The organism is Pseudomonas sp. B20, from assembly GCF_020515755.1.
In the GTDB taxonomy this organism is placed as follows: Bacteria; Pseudomonadota; Gammaproteobacteria; order Pseudomonadales; family Pseudomonadaceae; genus Aquipseudomonas; species Aquipseudomonas syringae.
The window spans coordinates 195,412-210,906 of sequence record NZ_JAHPJG010000006.1; the positions used below are offsets into that span (position 1 = coordinate 195,412).

General features: G+C 59.6%; 20 protein-coding genes. 9 read left to right on the plus strand and 11 right to left on the minus strand.

Annotation, left to right across the window (positions count from 1 at the left end; translation table 11 throughout):
- Nucleotides 1–8 precede the first annotated feature (8 nt).
- Entirely contained in the window at nucleotides 9–968 is a 960-nt protein-coding gene (locus LIX91_RS08880; protein WP_003416221.1) for a sugar ABC transporter substrate-binding protein, read from the minus strand.
- Nucleotides 969–1,161: 193 nt separating this feature from the next.
- Nucleotides 1,162–1,386, minus strand: a complete 225-nt coding sequence (locus LIX91_RS08885; protein WP_003315580.1) for a YgdI/YgdR family lipoprotein — start codon at nucleotides 1,384–1,386, stop codon at nucleotides 1,162–1,164.
- 137 nt (nucleotides 1,387–1,523) lie between these two features.
- Here LIX91_RS08885 and LIX91_RS08890 point away from each other — a divergent pair, with 137 nt between their 5' ends.
- The 3 genes from LIX91_RS08890 (at nucleotide 1,524) to LIX91_RS08900 (ending at nucleotide 2,941) form a co-directional block, all read left to right on the plus strand.
- Nucleotides 1,524–1,775 (plus strand): DUF1654 domain-containing protein, encoded by a 252-nt coding sequence (locus LIX91_RS08890; RefSeq protein ID WP_003416220.1) that lies wholly within the window; start codon nucleotides 1,524–1,526, stop codon nucleotides 1,773–1,775.
- A 4-nt stretch (nucleotides 1,776–1,779) separates the two neighbouring features.
- Nucleotides 1,780–2,481 carry an endonuclease gene (locus LIX91_RS08895; protein WP_003416219.1) on the plus strand — a complete coding sequence of 234 codons (702 nt, stop codon included), beginning with the start codon at nucleotides 1,780–1,782 and terminating at the stop codon, nucleotides 2,479–2,481.
- 223 nt (nucleotides 2,482–2,704) lie between these two features.
- Entirely contained in the window at nucleotides 2,705–2,941 is a 237-nt protein-coding gene (locus tag LIX91_RS08900) for a DUF6555 family protein (RefSeq protein WP_032698234.1), read from the plus strand.
- Nucleotides 2,942–3,015: 74 nt separating this feature from the next.
- Here LIX91_RS08900 and map read toward each other — a convergent pair whose 3' ends face one another.
- From map to LIX91_RS08920, 4 genes are all read right to left on the minus strand, one after another.
- Nucleotides 3,016–3,807 (minus strand): type I methionyl aminopeptidase, encoded by a 792-nt coding sequence (gene map / locus LIX91_RS08905; protein WP_003416218.1) that lies wholly within the window; start codon nucleotides 3,805–3,807, stop codon nucleotides 3,016–3,018.
- Nucleotides 3,804–4,061 carry a ParD-like family protein gene (locus LIX91_RS08910; protein ID WP_003346037.1) on the minus strand — a complete coding sequence of 86 codons (258 nt, stop codon included), beginning with the start codon at nucleotides 4,059–4,061 and terminating at the stop codon, nucleotides 3,804–3,806. The genes map and LIX91_RS08910 overlap by 4 nt, the downstream gene beginning before the upstream one ends.
- An 87-nt stretch (nucleotides 4,062–4,148) precedes the next feature.
- Nucleotides 4,149–4,346 carry a hypothetical protein gene (locus tag LIX91_RS08915; protein WP_003416217.1) on the minus strand — a complete coding sequence of 66 codons (198 nt, stop codon included), beginning with the start codon at nucleotides 4,344–4,346 and terminating at the stop codon, nucleotides 4,149–4,151.
- Between the two features lie 101 nt (nucleotides 4,347–4,447).
- Nucleotides 4,448–5,479, minus strand: coding sequence for an Ldh family oxidoreductase (locus LIX91_RS08920; protein WP_226488364.1), 1,032 nt, complete (start codon nucleotides 5,477–5,479; stop codon nucleotides 4,448–4,450).
- Between the two features lie 271 nt (nucleotides 5,480–5,750).
- On the opposite strand from LIX91_RS08920, the gene LIX91_RS08925 reads away from it, so the two are divergent.
- Both LIX91_RS08925 and LIX91_RS08930 read left to right on the plus strand, forming a co-directional pair.
- On the plus strand, nucleotides 5,751–6,779 hold the full coding sequence (locus LIX91_RS08925) for a FecR family protein (RefSeq protein WP_003416215.1): 1,029 nt from the start codon (nucleotides 5,751–5,753) through the stop codon (nucleotides 6,777–6,779).
- Nucleotides 6,780–7,004: 225 nt separating this feature from the next.
- The gene (locus LIX91_RS08930) at nucleotides 7,005–7,397 is read left to right on the plus strand and encodes a Fe2+/Zn2+ uptake regulation protein (protein ID WP_226488365.1); all 393 of its coding nucleotides are present in this window, start codon (nucleotides 7,005–7,007) and stop codon (nucleotides 7,395–7,397) included.
- Nucleotides 7,398–7,430: 33 nt separating this feature from the next.
- On the opposite strand, the gene LIX91_RS08935 is transcribed toward LIX91_RS08930, so the two are convergent.
- Nucleotides 7,431–7,619, minus strand: a complete 189-nt coding sequence (locus LIX91_RS08935; protein WP_003393013.1) for a hypothetical protein — start codon at nucleotides 7,617–7,619, stop codon at nucleotides 7,431–7,433.
- 244 nt (nucleotides 7,620–7,863) lie between these two features.
- Between LIX91_RS08935 and LIX91_RS08940 the strand changes: the two genes are divergently transcribed.
- Nucleotides 7,864–9,672 carry a monovalent cation:proton antiporter-2 (CPA2) family protein gene (locus LIX91_RS08940; RefSeq protein ID WP_226488366.1) on the plus strand — a complete coding sequence of 603 codons (1,809 nt, stop codon included), beginning with the start codon at nucleotides 7,864–7,866 and terminating at the stop codon, nucleotides 9,670–9,672.
- Between the two features lie 37 nt (nucleotides 9,673–9,709).
- Here the strand turns inward: LIX91_RS08940 and LIX91_RS08945 are convergent, their stop codons facing one another.
- The 3 genes from LIX91_RS08945 to moaB form a co-directional block, all read right to left on the minus strand.
- Nucleotides 9,710–10,636, minus strand: coding sequence for a glycosyltransferase (locus LIX91_RS08945; protein WP_103695382.1), 927 nt, complete (start codon nucleotides 10,634–10,636; stop codon nucleotides 9,710–9,712).
- A gap of 89 nt (nucleotides 10,637–10,725) precedes the next feature.
- A complete protein-coding gene (gene glp / locus LIX91_RS08950; RefSeq protein ID WP_003416211.1) occupies nucleotides 10,726–11,937 on the minus strand; it encodes a gephyrin-like molybdotransferase Glp in 1,212 nt (403 codons plus the stop codon).
- A 6-nt stretch (nucleotides 11,938–11,943) separates the two neighbouring features.
- A complete protein-coding gene (gene moaB / locus LIX91_RS08955; RefSeq protein ID WP_226488367.1) occupies nucleotides 11,944–12,483 on the minus strand; it encodes a molybdenum cofactor biosynthesis protein B in 540 nt (179 codons plus the stop codon).
- 75 nt (nucleotides 12,484–12,558) lie between these two features.
- On the opposite strand from moaB, the gene mobA reads away from it, so the two are divergent.
- Both mobA and LIX91_RS08965 read left to right on the plus strand, forming a co-directional pair.
- Entirely contained in the window at nucleotides 12,559–13,164 is a 606-nt protein-coding gene (gene mobA, locus LIX91_RS08960; protein ID WP_226488368.1) for a molybdenum cofactor guanylyltransferase MobA, read from the plus strand.
- 96 nt (nucleotides 13,165–13,260) lie between these two features.
- Nucleotides 13,261–13,485 carry a YgdI/YgdR family lipoprotein gene (locus LIX91_RS08965; RefSeq protein ID WP_003315600.1) on the plus strand — a complete coding sequence of 75 codons (225 nt, stop codon included), beginning with the start codon at nucleotides 13,261–13,263 and terminating at the stop codon, nucleotides 13,483–13,485.
- Between the two features lie 77 nt (nucleotides 13,486–13,562).
- On the opposite strand, the gene LIX91_RS08970 is transcribed toward LIX91_RS08965, so the two are convergent.
- Nucleotides 13,563–14,453 carry a pseudouridine synthase gene (locus LIX91_RS08970; protein ID WP_226488369.1) on the minus strand — a complete coding sequence of 297 codons (891 nt, stop codon included), beginning with the start codon at nucleotides 14,451–14,453 and terminating at the stop codon, nucleotides 13,563–13,565.
- 185 nt (nucleotides 14,454–14,638) lie between these two features.
- Here LIX91_RS08970 and LIX91_RS08975 point away from each other — a divergent pair, with 185 nt between their 5' ends.
- Nucleotides 14,639–15,493, plus strand: a complete 855-nt coding sequence (locus LIX91_RS08975; RefSeq protein ID WP_100073657.1) for a shikimate dehydrogenase — start codon at nucleotides 14,639–14,641, stop codon at nucleotides 15,491–15,493.
- The last annotated feature ends 2 nt before the right edge of the window (nucleotides 15,494–15,495 follow it).

The window sequence follows — 15,495 nt, forward strand, 5'->3', positions numbered from 1 at the left end:
GGCGTGGATCAAGGTTGTGTGACGAGCTCAACTGGCGTTTCGATCACGCCCTTGTTGTTGGTATCGACCTTCTCGCCTTTGACCAGCTTGAGGGCAGCTTCGATGCCGAAGACCGCCTGCTTGGCTGCGTACTGATCGGCCGTGGCCAGAACCCGGCCATCCTTGAGCATCGGCTTGATCGCATTGATGTTGTCGTAGCCCACGACCATGACCTTGCCAGCCTTGCCTGCCGCACGCACTGCAGAGACGGCGCCCAGTGCCATGCTGTCATTGCCGGCCAGCAAGGCTTTCAGGTTCGGGTATTCGTTGAGCATCGCCGAGGCCACAGCGTTGCCCTTGTCGATTTCCCAGTTACCGGACTGCGTGGACACCACTTTCATTTTCGCTTCGTCCATGGCGTCCTTGAAACCGGCGGTGCGTTGCTGAGCGTTATTGGTGGTCGACACACCTTCGATAATGCCCACCTCGTCGCCAGCGGTCAGTTTCTTGGCCAGATAGTCGCCCACCAGCTTGGCCCCCTTGCGGTTGTCAGGCCCTACGAAGGGGATTTGCAGGTTCTTGCTTTTGAGCACGTCGACATCGAGCTGGTTGTCGATGTTGACGACCTTGATTCCGGCATCCGTGGCTTTCTTGAGCACCGGTACCAGCGCCTTGGAGTCGGCGGGCGCGATCACCAGCGCATTCACGTTGGAGGCGATCATCTGTTCGACGATGCGGATTTGCGCCGACGTGTCGGACTCGTCCTTGATCCCGTTGGAGATCAGGTCGAATTCGGTGGCGTGTTCTTTCTGGTAGGCCTTGGCACCGTCTTCCATGGTCAGGAAGAACTCGTTGGCCAACGACTTCATGACCAGTGCGACCTTGGGTTTTTCTGGCGTCTGGGCATAGACGGTAGAGAGGGGCATGACTGCCGTGACGGCAGCAAACATGGCGACAGCGAGAAGGCGTCCAGCGAATGGCAGCTTCATGGGTTCATCTCCGATCTTGTGATTATTGTTCGGGCGAACGGCGCAGAATCGATGCCGGGCATCGCCGCGCAAACGTTTGCGAGGAGCGAACTATGGAAAAAGCTGCAGCCTTTGTCAATCCACCGGAAATTAAATCTTCCCGAGCTGCCCGTCCCCGCCAGCGCAGGGAACGAGCGTTACGATCAGTCGGGTTTCACTCTTCAGGTTTGACCGTCGCCACATCATCGGCCTTGATCCGGATTGTCTTGCCGGAGATATCCTCGAACTCGTAGAAACCGTCGCGCGTCTTGGTCTTGGGCATGTCTTTGGTCACATACTGAGTGCCGTTTTGCAGCGTGACGACCGAGGGCGTGGAACAGCCTGCCAGCAGCACAACTGCCGAGGCCAGTAACGGAAATGCCAGTGACTTGATATTCATGCGTGACTCCGGAAACGTCAGGTTTTTTTCAAGGCAATAGTGTGCCACTTCGAGCGCTTTATCTTACATAGATGTTGCGAAAGATCCGACACTCAAATACTGTATGCCCGTACAGCAATATTCAGGGACCTTTTTCCGTGGCAAAACAAAGCGCAGCGACCCCCTCCACTCCCGGCCCTTACGAGCGCATGGGCATGCGGGTACAGAAGATCATCAACTCGCCCACCGCGCAGAAATCCAGGGCTGCCCTGCTCTTTCGTCAGCCGGACGAGGCAGAAGACGACTGGGCGCAACTGCTTGAAGAAATAGCCGAGAACGATAATGTCACTCTCGCCTGGCGCGACGACGGTGGCGTGCAAATCTTCTGGACGTTGCCGAAGGAAGACTGACGGCATGACGTTTCGATTTTCCTCACTGCTTTGCACTACCCTGCTCATCACCGCCTCATTCGCCGCCCAGGCACAAGCCCCGCGCACCTTCAGCGAAGCCAAGAAAGTTGCCTGGGGCCTGTATGCGCCGCAGTCGACCGAGTTTTACTGCGGCTGTAAATACACGGGTAATCGGGTCGACCTCGCTGGCTGCGGCTATGTGCCGCGCAAGAGCGCCAAACGCGCCAGTCGTATTGAATGGGAACACATCGTGCCTGCCTGGCAGATTGGCCACCTGCGCCAATGCTGGCAGAACGGCGGGCGCAAAAACTGCACAAGAACTGACGCTGTCTACAAACGCGCCGAAGCAGACCTGCACAATCTGGTGCCCAGTATCGGCGAGGTCAACGGTGACCGCAGCAACTTCAGTTTTGGCTGGATACCCGAGCAAAAGGGCCAGTACGGTTCATGCCTGACCCAGGTGGATTTCAAAGCCAAAAAGGTCATGCCTCGCCCCTCGATACGCGGCATGATCGCGCGCACCTACTTCTACATGAGCAAACAGTACAACTTGCGTCTCTCGCGCCAGGACCAACAGCTCTATCAGGCCTGGGACAAAACCTATCCGCCCCAGGCATGGGAGCGCCAGCGTAACCAGCAGGTCGCTTGTGTCATGGGACGTGGTAATGATTTTGTAGGCCCGGTAGACCTGAAGTCTTGTAAATAACCAAGCTTGATCAAAGGCCGAGCCCTCAAACGGATGGATTGCTCGGCCATTGACTGATGCACTTGAGTGAATCCAAAACCACTCATCGGACAACTGTTAACTCAAGCCATGAACGCTAAGATTCTCGGTCTACTCTCAAGAATCATGGGCGTAACCGGGAAGCTGCTTATCACGCATACGCCAAAAACAGCCAGGCTGATCATCACATTCGCAGGCAGGGAAGATGAATCATCAAACGGAATTTGAAATTCACTATCAGTTCAATGGCCAACCTTACTGCTTTCTGCATCATGCAAAGCAACTGTGCCAGAGCGACGCATTGCATTGTGCGACTCTGCATGCAGGTGTAGGGACCGTCAGCGGTAATATATCCGCAGGCCCGATGAGCGTCGCAACCTTGCAGGCCAAGCGCTTTGGCGTGACGCAGGTGCATTGGAGAAGGTCTTCGCTACAAGCCTGAAGCATCGTCCTCTTCAACAAAATAATGGCCTTCGAGAAGGCCATTGTTCGTATGTATCGCCAGACCCTCCTGGATCAGATGGCGGGGTAGTTGCCTGTGCCATCAGGCCACGGCGTGAGCAGCTCGAAACCGGTCGAGGTGACGGCAACCATATGCTCCCACTGCGCAGACAGTGAGAGGTCGCTGGTCAGAACCGTCCAGCCATCCGGCAATGTCCGGGTGCCCGCCCTGCCTGCGTTGATCATCGGCTCGATGGTGAACACCATGCCGGGTTTCAGCCTGAGGCCTTTGCCCTGCGCACCGTAGTGCAGAACCTGCGGCTCTTCATGGTATTTGCGCCCGATGCCGTGTCCGCAATATTCGCGCACCACGCTGAAGCCTTCGCGATGAGCGACGCTCTGGATGGCATAACCGATATCACCCAGGGTTGCCCCAGGGCGCACGGCATGGATACCGGCGCGGGTTGCCTCATAAGTCGTCTCGACCAGACGCCTGGCCAGAGGGCTGACCTCACCCACCAGGTACATCCGGCTGGTATCGCCGTACCAGCCATCCTTGATGACCGCGACATCAATGTTGACGATGTCGCCTTCCTTGAGGATATCGGTGGCAGAAGGTATGCCATGACACACCACGGCATTCGGAGAGATGCAGGTGGTCTTGGTAAAACCGTGATAGCCGACGTTCGCGGGAATCACTTTCAGCTCTTTGACGATGTATTCATTGCAGATGTCGTCGAGCGCTTCGGTGCTGACACCAGCCTTGACGTAAGGCGTGATCATCGCAAGCACATCGGCGGCCAGTCTGCCGGCTATGCGCAACTGCACGAGATCCTGTTCGGTCTTGATGCCGATAGCGCTGCTCATGAGGCCGCCTTGGACAGGCTGGAAGCTGAAGGCTCCGAGACGTTGAAGTTCGAAGCGGTCAGCACGGTCTCACCGGCATTTTCGAGACGGATCAGCATCTGGCAGATCTCGCTGTAATCCAGCGCCGGGTGCAGTTCAGCGAGCATACCGACACGCATCCAGTGCTCGGCCTGCGCATTGATGGAGCGGCTGAGCGCAACGCTGGCAGAGCGCAGATTGGCGTGCATGTTTTCGGAAATTTTTACCAGGCCCATGATTCACCTCAAGTTGAATATATGAAGCATATACGTTACGTATACTCACAATCAACCCGAGACGCGCCGTGGCTGCAATCAGCCACGTTATTCCATCGCGCTGGCCTGGCGGTATTCGCCGCCCGCGCGGGCGGCCGCGATGACGATCGACACCTCCGGCTCGTAGGCATTGAACTGGCGCAGTCCGGCCGCCAGCCGGAGAAAATCCTCGCGCTGCATTTCGTTGACTGAAGAGAGCGTACGGTGTTGTTGAGCAATCGGGCTTTGCGCTGACTTAAGGGACATGACAGACCTCATTCGTTCTTTACTGTTCATGCATACAGTATTTTGAACCGCGCGCTGATACAAGACCAGTTGCGACGAATGGTCAGTGATTTTGTAAATGGTCAATGACCCGCCAAGGCCTGCAGACGCTCCAGATCAGCCTCGACGATGCTGATACCGTGCACCATCGATTGCGCGCGCTCGCTATAACGCCGATCCCCCGGCAGACGCTCCTGCCCTGCTCCATGCAGTTGCCGCACAAGCTCCTCGCTGCGCTGTGCAAACGACTGACCACTGCCCTTGTCAGGATCGATGACGATCAGCAACTGACCGGTCCAGGGTGTCTGTGCCCCGGGATGCTTAGACCAGTCGAATTCGAATGAGAAATTGCCCCCTGTCAGCCCTGCGGCCAGCAGCTCGACCATCATCGACAGTGCTGAGCCCTTGTGCCCGCCGAACGGCAATAACGCGCCGCCCTCGAGAATGGCGCGCGGGTCTTCAGTGGGCTGGCCGTCGCGATCGACGCCCATGCCTGCCGGCAGCAGTCGACCTTCACGTGCGGCGATCTGTACATCACCGTGGGCGATGGCGCTGGTCGCCAGGTCGAAAACAATGGGTTCGCCGCCTGCACGGGGCGCGGCGAAAGCAATCGGGTTGGTGCCAAACAGGGGCTGACGCGCACCATGTGGCACAACGCAGGTCATGCTGTTGACCATGCTCAGGGCCACCAGCCCCTGTTCGGCGAAAGGCTCGACATCCGGCCATAACGCAGCGAAGTGATGAGAGTTGCGAATGGCCAGAACCGCAATGCCGGCACTGCGCGCCTTGTCGATCAACAGGGCTCTGGCCGCCGCCAGTGCGGGCTGGGCAAAACCGCCTCCGGCATCGACCCGGACAAACGCAGCGCCGACATCCTCGACCACCGGCACAGCCTTGCCATTCACCCAGCCGCTGGCCAGCGATGACAGATAGCCGGGGATGCGAAAGATGCCATGGCTATGCGAGCCGTCACGCTGGGCGCTGGCGCAGTTCTCGGCAAGCACCTCGGCAACCTCTGCGCTGGTGCCATGGGCGAGGAAGATTCGGCGCAACAGATCTGTCAGTTGCTCAAAGGAAACGGTCCGGGTCGACTGATCGGCAGAATTGGCGCGCATCTGAAACTCCTGTTCATGGCGGTAGATCGAGAACGCTAGCGAGAATTACAAGGCGAAGGCAGGCCCCGAGAGTAGCGCTGCGGGTTGTGCAAAGACACTCCCAAGGGTAATAACCTGATCGCAGCGGGCAGACTGCGACGGGGAGTTTTCAATGAGAGCAGCTTGCATTCACCAGAAAATACGCAGCGCCTTGATGGGCAACGGCCTGCAAATGTTCTCTCTGCCTGAAATCAAAGGGTAGAATGCGCCAAAGGTATAGGCCGGAGCGCCGATGAGCGACCCTCTTTTCAGCAATGCAGAACACGACACGATCACCGATGCCGCTGCGCATTGGTGCATGCGCCTGCATGCAGAAGACTGTACCGCCGCCGAACGAAAAGCATTCGAGCAATGGCTGAAGGCCCACCCCCAGCATGCGGTCGAATACAACGCCATGCTCGAGGTCTGGGATATCACCGGACGAATCGAACCGCTCAATCCGGCACCTGTGCGCCAAGCCCAGGCTGCCCGACCTGATCAGGTTCGACCTCGTCGCGGTGGCCGCTGGGCGAAACTGGCCGCAGCCGCAGCGGTGGTTGCCATGGCGCTGCCGATTGCCGGGTACGTCGGCTGGCATCAAGGCTGGCTGCCTGACGCCTACGAGACTTACAACGCCGATACCGCCACACGTCTGGTCATGCTCGAGGACGGCAGCCGTGCCGAGCTGAACCTGGGTACCGAGCTGACCTATGCCAATTATCGGGATCGACGCAGCGTCACGCTGAAAAAGGGCGAGGCGTTCTTTGAGGTCAGCCACGACAGCACGCACCCCTTTGTGGTCGATGCCGGCGCAGGCAGCATCAGGGTCACCGGCACGCGCTTCAATGTATGGATGTATCAGGATCAGGTACGCGTGACGCTGGTCGAGGGTTCGGTTCAGATCAACGCTGATCGTGCGCATCCTTCTTCGAGCCACCCCCTCGCCTCCGGCATGCAGGCCAGTTACAAGGCGGGCGACGACGCTCCACTGATCAGCCAGACCGAAGCACGCGATACCAGCCTGGCGTGGCGCAATGGCAAACTGATCTTCAATGATCTGCCGCTCAGCCAGGCACTGCCGCTGATCAATCGCTACCTGCAAACACCCATTCTGCTGGCGGACAGCGCCACCGGTGCCATGCGCCTGGGCGGAAGTTACAACACCCACGATCTGTCGAGCCTGCTAGGCTCTCTGCCCAAGGTGTTGCCGGTGTATGTGACGCAGAATCAGAACGGCAACCCGGTACTCAACCGCCGCACCGCCGACACACCGAAAGGCTGATCGCACTCGCGGTCTTGCAGATGCGTAGCCCATTCGGCTGCGCCCATCGTCGGAACAATCCCCTCTCACTCCCGACGATTCTTCATCTAACCTCAAGCGCACCATGCTGCAGCGAGCCTGTACAGACTGGGTCGCGTATTTTTTTCCGTCGATCACTGAGGTTTTGCCGAGCTCGTTCGTCTTAGTAATTGAGAGTGTTTAAAAAGCCTGAAAAGGAGTTTGCGGATGTTCAATCGCCAAGGAATCACGACTCGCACCCTGCTGCGGCAAACCGCAGTGGCTGCGCAGGCACGGTCGCCCGCTCTGGAGACCGAGCGGCCCGGAAACGAGCACATCCGGATGCTTCTGAAAAGCTTTGGCCTGCGCACCAGCCTGGTCAGACTCAAGGTGCTCGACGCGCTACTGGTCTCGAGCGAAGAAGGCCACCCTCTGGGAGTGCGCGGCGTACACAGCCAGTTGCTCAGGCTCGATGTGCCGCTATCGTTTCTGAGCGTGCGCGAGGTCCTCAAGCGACTGTGCGACGAGGGCGTGATCGACCTCAACGACGACAAGACCTACAGCCTGCATCCCCGCGCCCGGGAATGGCTGGGGGAAGTCGGCAAGGACAGCGCCCGGTAAACCCCGCCTCCTCGTCGCACCGGTCACCAGCGCTTAGCGCTTGACCTTGCGACGCATGATGCCGTTGAGGATCACCACCAGCACCGCCACGCTGATGGCGATGTACTGAAAGGTCTTTTCGGTGATGGCACCGCTGTTTTGCAGATGCGACAAGCCCAGCATGATCGCCAGAACGCCGAGGGCGATCAGAATCGAGTAAATCAAACGCTGCTTGTTGGTCATAACGGTTTCCTGAATGCTCATGAGCCGGCAACTGACGCTGCCTGTTTACGGGCATATCTTACGCCGATGCGCAACGGATGGCATCGTCACCCTCCCTCTCACTCTCCTGCGCACCCTTTCCTGCACGTTCTATCAACGACGTTGATTATCGTCATGCCGCGATGCGCGTTGCCGTGTAAAACTCCCATGCTTTAATACCGCCCCTGCTTCAACAGTGTGTTCAATTATTACCAAGGAGTTTTACATGCCCCATGAAGGCAGCCTGCTGCAGGTCGCAGTGGTTTTTCTGCTCGCCGCCGTGCTGACGGTGCCGCTGGCCAAGCGGCTGAAGCTGGGCGCGGTGATCGGTTATTTGTTCGCCGGCGTGATCATCGGCCCTTCGGTACTGGGCCTGATCGGCGATACCGAGAGCGTCAGCCATATTTCCGAACTTGGCGTGGTACTGCTGCTGTTCATCATTGGCCTCGAGCTTTCGCCAAAGCGTTTATGGGTCATGCGCAAATCCGTGTTTGGCGTCGGCATGGCGCAGGTGCTCTTGACCGGCCTGATCATCGGCGGGGTCGCCTTCGCTGCCTTCGGCCAGCCGCTGAACACGGCGGTCATTCTGGGCCTGGGCCTTGCCCTGTCGTCCACGGCCTTCGGCCTGCAGAGCCTGGCGGAACGCAAGCAGCTGAACAGCCCGCACGGCAGGATGGCGTTCGCGATTCTGCTGTTTCAGGACATTGCGGCGATCCCGCTGATTGCCATGGTGCCGTTTCTGGCCGGGGCTGACCACGCGATGGACACCGGCGAAAGCATCAACCACGGCCTGCGCGTGCTGGGCAGCATTGCCATTGTGGTGATTGGCGGACGCTATTTGCTGCGCCCGGTGTTCCGTATCGTCGCCAAGACCAAAATCCAGGAAGTCTCGACCGCCACGGCATTGCTGGTGGTGATAGGCACGGCGTGGCTGATGGAACTGGTCGGGGTGTCCATGGCGCTGGGCGCGTTTCTCGCTGGTCTGCTGCTGGCCGACTCCGAGTACCGTCACGAACTGGAAGCACAGATCGAACCGTTCAAGGGATTATTGCTGGGGCTGTTCTTCATCAGCGTCGGCATGGGCGCCAACGTCGGCCTGTTGCTCAGCTCGCCGCTGATCGTGCTGGGCCTGACGCTGTTGCTGATCGCGATCAAGCTGCCGATGCTGTTCCTGATCGGTCGCACCCTTGGCGAACTCAACAACCGCAGCGCGTTGCAGTTGGGCCTGGTACTGGCCGCAGGCGGCGAATTTGCCTTTGTGGTGTTCAAGATCGGCAGCGCTCAGGGGCTGTTCGAGGCCGGGCTGTACGACATGCTGGTGTTGACCATCACCTTGTCGATGGCGATCACGCCGTTGCTGTTCATTGCTCTGGCGCGCTGGATCAAACCCAAGGTCAAACCTGTCGAGGTGCCGGAAGAGTACCGCGATATCCAGACCGACAAACCACGGGTGGTGATTGCCGGCATGGGCCGTATGGGGCAGATCGTCGCGCGTATCCTGCGCGCGCAGAAGATTCCTTTCATCGCCCTGGACACCGCCGTCGCGTCCATCGAGTTCTCCCGCAGCTTCGGCAATGTCCCGGTCTTCTATGGCGACCCGCTGCGCCCGGAAATACTGCGTGCCGCCAAAGTCGATGAGGCTGAATTCTTTGTCATCGCAACCGATGATCCCGACACCAACATCAAGACTGCCGAGCTGATCCGCAAGCTGTATCCGCACATGAAGATCATTGCCCGCGCACGTAACCGCCAGCATGTTCATCGGTTGATGGACCTGGGCGCTCACGCGGTTCGCGAAACGTTCTACTCAAGCCTGGAAATGAGTCGCCAGACCCTCATGGGCCTGGGCCTCAGCGAAACCCAGGCCGATGCGCGCATCAGTCGCTTCAAGCGGCACGACGAACAGGTGCTGGCCGCTCAGCATGAGGTGTATGACGACGACGCCAAAGTCCTGCAGACCGCCCGCGAAGCCAGGGCCGACCTGGCGCAGCTGTTCGAGGCAGACCGTCTGGACGAAGAAGCCGCGAAAAGCTGACCTACTCATGCGCCGCAGGCCTGGTCAGCGGCGTGACTCAGGCGTAAGGGCTGTCCCAGTAGCGCGCGTACATGCCGAGCTTCTTCTTCACGCCGCGCGGCAGGCGCTTTTCCTGCCGGCTCAGCTTGTAGGCCAGCAGCTTCAGCGCATTACGCACGAACGATACAGGCCACCAGAGGATTCGCCGGGGACCGAGGAATTTCAGCTCGGACTTGACGTAACGCATGCCCTCGCCGCCAATGCCACCAAAGGTTTCGTAGATCCACGCTTCGCGGGCCTGGAACACGCCGATATCAAAGTAACGGCGAAACTCTTCGCGCAAGCTGTAATTGTGCGAATGACGGCATACAGCCGAGCCTTCGTACGCCGCTTTCCAGCCATCGATAAGCATTTTCGCGGTGACGTACATGTCTTCCGAAAGGATCACATGCCGCGGGAAACCGCCAATGGCTCGCAACGCTTCGCCTCGATAGGCCGCAAACGAGTTGGACATGAATGGCGTCTTGATGCCCAGCTTGCCGGCATCGGCGAGGGTCTTGATCTGCGAGGTCGGCGGGTAATTGAACAGCCGTGCATGCTGGGCCAGCAGGTTGGCGTCCTTGTGCGGCAACTGCCGCCCGCATACCGCACCGACCTTCGGGTCGGCGAAGGGCAGCAGAAGGTTGGCGATGGCATTGATGTCTTCAACATACGCATCCTGGGTCATGAAGACATACACGTCATAGTCGGGATGCAGATCGACCATCATCTGCCGGGTGCCGCCGTGGTTGAAATCCTTGCTGTCGATGCGCAGCACATTGGCACATCGGGCTTGCGCCAGCTCCAGCGTGCCATCCGAGGAACTGGAGTCCACGATCAGCGTATCGAAGCTGGCAGTCTGCGCAGCCAGTGAATCCAGCAGACGTACCAGATCCTTGCGTCCGTTGTAGGTCGGGATCACACAAGCCACTCTCAATGGCGCCATAACAATACTCCAGGGCGAAGTCCGGTTGCCCACTGTGTCAGCGTTGTTGAGCGTAGCTCATGCGTACCCGCCCCACCATTCGAATGCACTCAGCCGAGCACTTCACTCAGCGGGATGAAGTTGACCCAGTCACCTTCGGCAACGGTCGAGCCTTCGCGCACCTCAATCAGACCATCGGCCCACGCAGCGCTGCGCAGTACGCCGGAACTCTGATTGCGATACGCCACGGCCCGGCCCTGCTCCAGACGGCCGCGCAGGTACTCGCGACGATTACCAGGACGCGTCCAGACAAACCCGGCGGGCACCGGGAACTGCAAAGGTGCGACGTCGATCACGCCCTGGCGACGCAGCAGGTAAGCCCTGGCCAGCAAGGCAAAAGTGACCAGCGTAGAGGCCGGATTACCCGGCAGACCGATCACCGGCACACCCCGAAAATGCCCGAAGGTCAGCGGTTTGCCAGGCTTGATGGCCAGCTTCCAGAGTGTCAGCTCGCCCTCTTCACGCAATGCGTGGCCGAGGAAATCCGCTTCGCCCACGGACACTCCGCCCGTGGAGAGAATCAGATCGACGCCCTGCAGGTTCGCCAGTGCAGCGCGAGTCTTTTCCAGATCGTCCGGCAGGATGCCTGCATCCACGACCTCGCATTCGAGCCGCTTCAGCCAGCTGCACAGCAACACCCGGTTGCTGTTGTAGATCTGCCCCGGCCCCAACGGCTGACCGGGCTCAATCAACTCGTCGCCCGTGGACAGCACCGCGACCCGTACGCGACGAATCACCTCCAGCTCGGCGAGGCCCAGCGAGGCCGCCAGACCGAGTTCGATCGGACCCAGCCGCGTGCCGGCGGCCAGCACGGTATCGCCAACGCGGGTTTCCTGGCCTTGCGGACGAATATTCTGCCCAACACCCAGTGGTTCGTTGAAGCGCACACGCTGATCCGCCAGCACCTCGGCGTTTTCCTGCATCTCGACGCAGTCAGCGCCTTCCGGCATCGGCGCGCCAGTGAAAATACGCGCACAGGTGCCAGGGGCCAGAGGCTCGGGGGCCTGACCGGCGAAGATACGCTGACTGACGGTCAACGGCTCGCCTTGCCAGTCCACCACGCGCAAGGCATAACCGTCCATGGCGCTGTTCGGCCAGGGCGGCAGATCCAGCGTGGAGACCAGATCCACCGCCAGCACCCGGCCTTCGGCATCGGCCAGCGAGACGCGTTGACGCTCGGTGATCGGCGTGGCCTCAGCCATCTTCAACAGACGCGCAATGGCGTCTTCAACAGGCAGCAAGGTTTTCGGCTGGTTGCTCATGAGCACTCAACCACGGGTCGCACAGGGCTCGGCCTGCTTGAGGTGAGGTACAAAGTTGCAAGGCCGGAAGCGCGAATCCAGTTGCTGGGCAAGAATGCCATCCCATGCCGTGCGCACCGCATTGGTGGACCCGGGCAGGCAGCACACCAGCGTGCCATTGGACAGGCCGGCCAAGGCGCGGGACTGAATGGTCGAGGTGCCGATGTCCGGCACCGATATCTGCCGGAACAGCTCACCGAAACCATCGACCTGCTTGTCCAGCAGGCACGCCACGGCTTCAGGTGTACTGTCGCGGCCGGTAAAACCGGTGCCACCGGTGATCAGCACGACCTGCACCTGATCGTCGGCAATCCAGGTCGCTACCTGAGCGCGGATCTTGTACAGGTCATCCTTGAGCAGCACGCGCTCGATCAGGCCGTGGCCTGCGTCGATCAGGCGATCGACGAACATCTGACCCGAGGTATCGGTTTCACGAGTACGGGTGTCGCTGACGGTCAGTACGGCGATATTAAGGGGTACGAAAGGTGTGTCAGCCTTGGCTTTCATGGCCTAATCCAGTTGTTAAGAAAACAGGCGGGTGTTATATCACAGCCCTCCTTTTGACTGCCCGACGAGTGTTCGATGAATGTTCCTGCCACACTGCCGCCCTGCTCTATTCTGCTGCTGGCCGGAGGCCGGGGACAGCGCATGGGCGGGCGTGACAAGGGCCTGATCGAATGGCAGGGCACTCCGCTGATCGAACATCTGCATCGACTGACCCGACCGCTGACCGACGACCTGATCATTTCCTGCAATCGCAATATCGATCGCTATGCGCGTTACGCCGATCGACTGGTGCAGGACGACGATAGCGATTTCAACGGTCCTCTGGCCGGGATTCGCGCCGCACTGCCCCTGGCGCGGCATCGATGGTTGCTGATCCTGCCCTGCGACGCACCTTTGGTCGATGCAGCGTTGCTGCACGCACTGCGTGAAAAAGCCGTTGAATACCCGGAGCGACCGATAATGGTGCGTGAAGGTCAGCACTGGCAGCCGCTTTTAGGTATGATCCCTGTCGCTCACGCCGCAACGCTGGAAGCCGCATGGCAGGCCGGCGAACGCAGCCCGAGACGGGCTCTGGAACCGCTGCAACCAGTCGCTCTGCAACTGGAAGCCGGCGATCCACGCCTGGCCAACCTGAACACTCCCTGTCTGTTGACCGGGATCAGTGAAAACCGCAACAAGTGACTGGTCATTGAAGTTGCTGCGGGTGTATACGGAACTTGCTGACGGTGTATCCGTCTGAGAGTTCAGTAAATCAAGAATCCATCTGGAGACACAGTAATGAAACAACGGACCCTTCCCGCTGCCTTCCTGCTTGCACTGAGCATTGCCTCCCTCGCCGGCTGCGCATCGCCCACTGTGATCACCTTGAACGATGGTCGTGAAATCCAGGCTGTCGACACGCCGAAGTACGATGAAGACTCTGGCTTCTACGAGTTCAAGCAACTCGACGGCAAGCAGACCCGCATCAACAAGGATCAGGTACGTACCGTCAAGGATCTGTGATCCGGGCGTCGCGTTACTGATTTGAAAAAACCCGCCGAGTGCGGGTTTTTTTTGTCTGTCATTTCACTGTCCCTGTACTACCAGTCGAGCGCTAACAGGCTCTCGAAGTGGCGCTGCTCGCCATTGAGCGGATCGACGAAGCGCAAGCTGCTGGCCAGCAGCTTCAACGGATTTTGATAGTCGTCCACCGGGTCTTTCACTACGTCCGGGTAGAACGGATCGTTGCAGATGGCAGCGCCCAGTGCAGCCATGTGTACACGCAACTGATGCTTTTTGCCGGTCACCGGATAAAGCCCGTAACGCCACAATTTATCCTGCCGCTCGAGCACCTCGATCTGCGTGCGGGTGTTACTTGGGCCGGCGCCTTCCTGCATGCGAAAGAACGGTTCACCCTCGACCAGACGACTCTCGTGCAGACGCGGAAACGTCAGCTCCGGCAGCGCTGGCGCAATGGCCTGATAAAACTTGTCGATGCGCCGGGTAGGGAACAATGCCTGATAAGCCGAGCGCGTCTGCCGGTTGGCGGAAAACAGCACCAGCCCCGCGGTGTGCCGGTCGATGCGGTGCAGCGGCACCAGATCAGGATTGTCCAGACGATGGATCAGGCGGCGCAGCAAGGTTTGCTCGACGTACTCGCCTGCAGGCGTCACCGGGAGAAAGTGCGGCTTGTCAGCCACCACCAGATGCTCGTCGGCGTAGAGGATCGTCTCAACCACGGGGATCGGCCTTTCGTTGGCAACCTCACGAAAGTAGTGAAACCGCAGCCCCTCCCGGTACGCCAGATCAGGCGCGATGGCCTTGCCGTTTTCGTCCAGCACCCGGCCGCGAGCAAACCGATCCAGCCACTGGTCGCGGCTGATGGCCGGAAATTTCGCGCACAGGCAATCGAGCACCGTGGCCCACGAGCCCGGAGGCAGATACAACGTACTGGCTTGCTGCTGTGCGGCGCTGAAAACGGACTCGGACATGCGGGGACTCGAACTCGTGTAAGCCTGAAGCGGCTGGCCGTGGATTATCACTGATTAGTGCGATCACCGCACAACATCGCTGCGTGGTAATCGACTCCTGCCTGCGGCACTATTAACCATCTGGTACATTCCGTTTAACACCTGCCGCCAACCGGGCAGTGACACAAAAACAAGAGACGTATTTTATGACTCATGCTGAAAAACCCTCCATCCTCGCCGGCCTGATCGGCTCGGGCATCCAGGCCTCGCGCACGCCCGCCATGCACGAGCATGAAGGTGATGCGCAAGGCATGCGCTATCTGTATCGGCTGATCGACATCGACGCCCTGCAAGTGGACATCCAAGCCCTGCCCCAGCTTCTGGAAGGCGCCCGACAGTGCGGCTTCACCGGCCTGAATATCACCTTCCCGTGCAAGCAGGCGATCATCCCGTTACTCGATGAGCTGTCCGATGAAGCACGCGGTATCGGCGCGGTGAATACGGTGGTGTTCAAGGACGGCAAGCGCATCGGCCATAACACCGACTGCCTGGGCTTTGCCGAAGGTTTTCAGCGCGGCCTGGACAAGGCCCCACGCCAACAGGTGGTGCAGATGGGTGCAGGTGGCGCGGGCGCTGCCGTGGCTCATGCGCTGCTGAGCGCAGGCGTCGAGCGCCTCAGCGTGTTCGAGGTCGAGCCGCAACGCGCCCAGGGGCTGGTGGACAACCTCAACCAGCACTTCGGTGCAGGGCGCGCTCAGGTGGGCATCGACCTGCCTGCGGCGATGGCCGAAGCCGACGGACTGGTCAATACCACGCCGGTCGGCATGACCAAACTGCCAGGCACGCCGTTGCCGGTCGAGTTGCTGCGGCCTGAACTGTGGGTGGCGGAAATCATTTACTTTCCGCTGGAAACCGAATTGCTCAAGCATGCCCGCGCACTGGGCTGCCGAACACTGGATGGCAGCACCATGGCGGTGTTTCAGGCGGTCAAGGCCTTTGAACTGTTCAGTGGCCAGTCCGCCGATGCAGAGCGGATGATGGCGCACTTCCACACGTTGTAAAC

Bases quoted from the DNA above. Each gene is read 5' to 3' on its own strand.
- LIX91_RS08895 (WP_003416219.1), top strand. From the start codon at position 1,780: ATGACGTTTCGATTTTCCTCACTGCTTTGCACTACCCTGCTCATCACC.
- moaB (WP_226488367.1), bottom strand. From the start codon at position 12,483: ATGAAAGCCAAGGCTGACACACCTTTCGTACCCCTTAATATCGCCGTA.
- LIX91_RS08975 (WP_100073657.1), top strand. From the start codon at position 14,639: ATGACTCATGCTGAAAAACCCTCCATCCTCGCCGGCCTGATCGGCTCG.
- map (WP_003416218.1), bottom strand. From the start codon at position 3,807: ATGAGCAGCGCTATCGGCATCAAGACCGAACAGGATCTCGTGCAGTTG.
- LIX91_RS08940 (WP_226488366.1), top strand. From the start codon at position 7,864: ATGCCCCATGAAGGCAGCCTGCTGCAGGTCGCAGTGGTTTTTCTGCTC.
- LIX91_RS08945 (WP_103695382.1), bottom strand. From the start codon at position 10,636: ATGGCGCCATTGAGAGTGGCTTGTGTGATCCCGACCTACAACGGACGC.
- LIX91_RS08930 (WP_226488365.1), top strand. From the start codon at position 7,005: ATGTTCAATCGCCAAGGAATCACGACTCGCACCCTGCTGCGGCAAACC.
- glp (WP_003416211.1), bottom strand. From the start codon at position 11,937: ATGAGCAACCAGCCGAAAACCTTGCTGCCTGTTGAAGACGCCATTGCG.
- mobA (WP_226488368.1), top strand. From the start codon at position 12,559: ATGAATGTTCCTGCCACACTGCCGCCCTGCTCTATTCTGCTGCTGGCC.
- LIX91_RS08885 (WP_003315580.1), bottom strand. From the start codon at position 1,386: ATGAATATCAAGTCACTGGCATTTCCGTTACTGGCCTCGGCAGTTGTG.
- LIX91_RS08880 (WP_003416221.1), bottom strand. From the start codon at position 968: ATGAAGCTGCCATTCGCTGGACGCCTTCTCGCTGTCGCCATGTTTGCT.
- LIX91_RS08900 (WP_032698234.1), top strand. From the start codon at position 2,705: ATGAATCATCAAACGGAATTTGAAATTCACTATCAGTTCAATGGCCAA.
- LIX91_RS08925 (WP_003416215.1), top strand. From the start codon at position 5,751: ATGAGCGACCCTCTTTTCAGCAATGCAGAACACGACACGATCACCGAT.
- LIX91_RS08920 (WP_226488364.1), bottom strand. From the start codon at position 5,479: ATGCGCGCCAATTCTGCCGATCAGTCGACCCGGACCGTTTCCTTTGAG.
- LIX91_RS08970 (WP_226488369.1), bottom strand. From the start codon at position 14,453: ATGTCCGAGTCCGTTTTCAGCGCCGCACAGCAGCAAGCCAGTACGTTG.
- LIX91_RS08965 (WP_003315600.1), top strand. From the start codon at position 13,261: ATGAAACAACGGACCCTTCCCGCTGCCTTCCTGCTTGCACTGAGCATT.
- LIX91_RS08910 (WP_003346037.1), bottom strand. From the start codon at position 4,061: ATGGGCCTGGTAAAAATTTCCGAAAACATGCACGCCAATCTGCGCTCT.
- LIX91_RS08915 (WP_003416217.1), bottom strand. From the start codon at position 4,346: ATGTCCCTTAAGTCAGCGCAAAGCCCGATTGCTCAACAACACCGTACG.
- LIX91_RS08935 (WP_003393013.1), bottom strand. From the start codon at position 7,619: ATGACCAACAAGCAGCGTTTGATTTACTCGATTCTGATCGCCCTCGGC.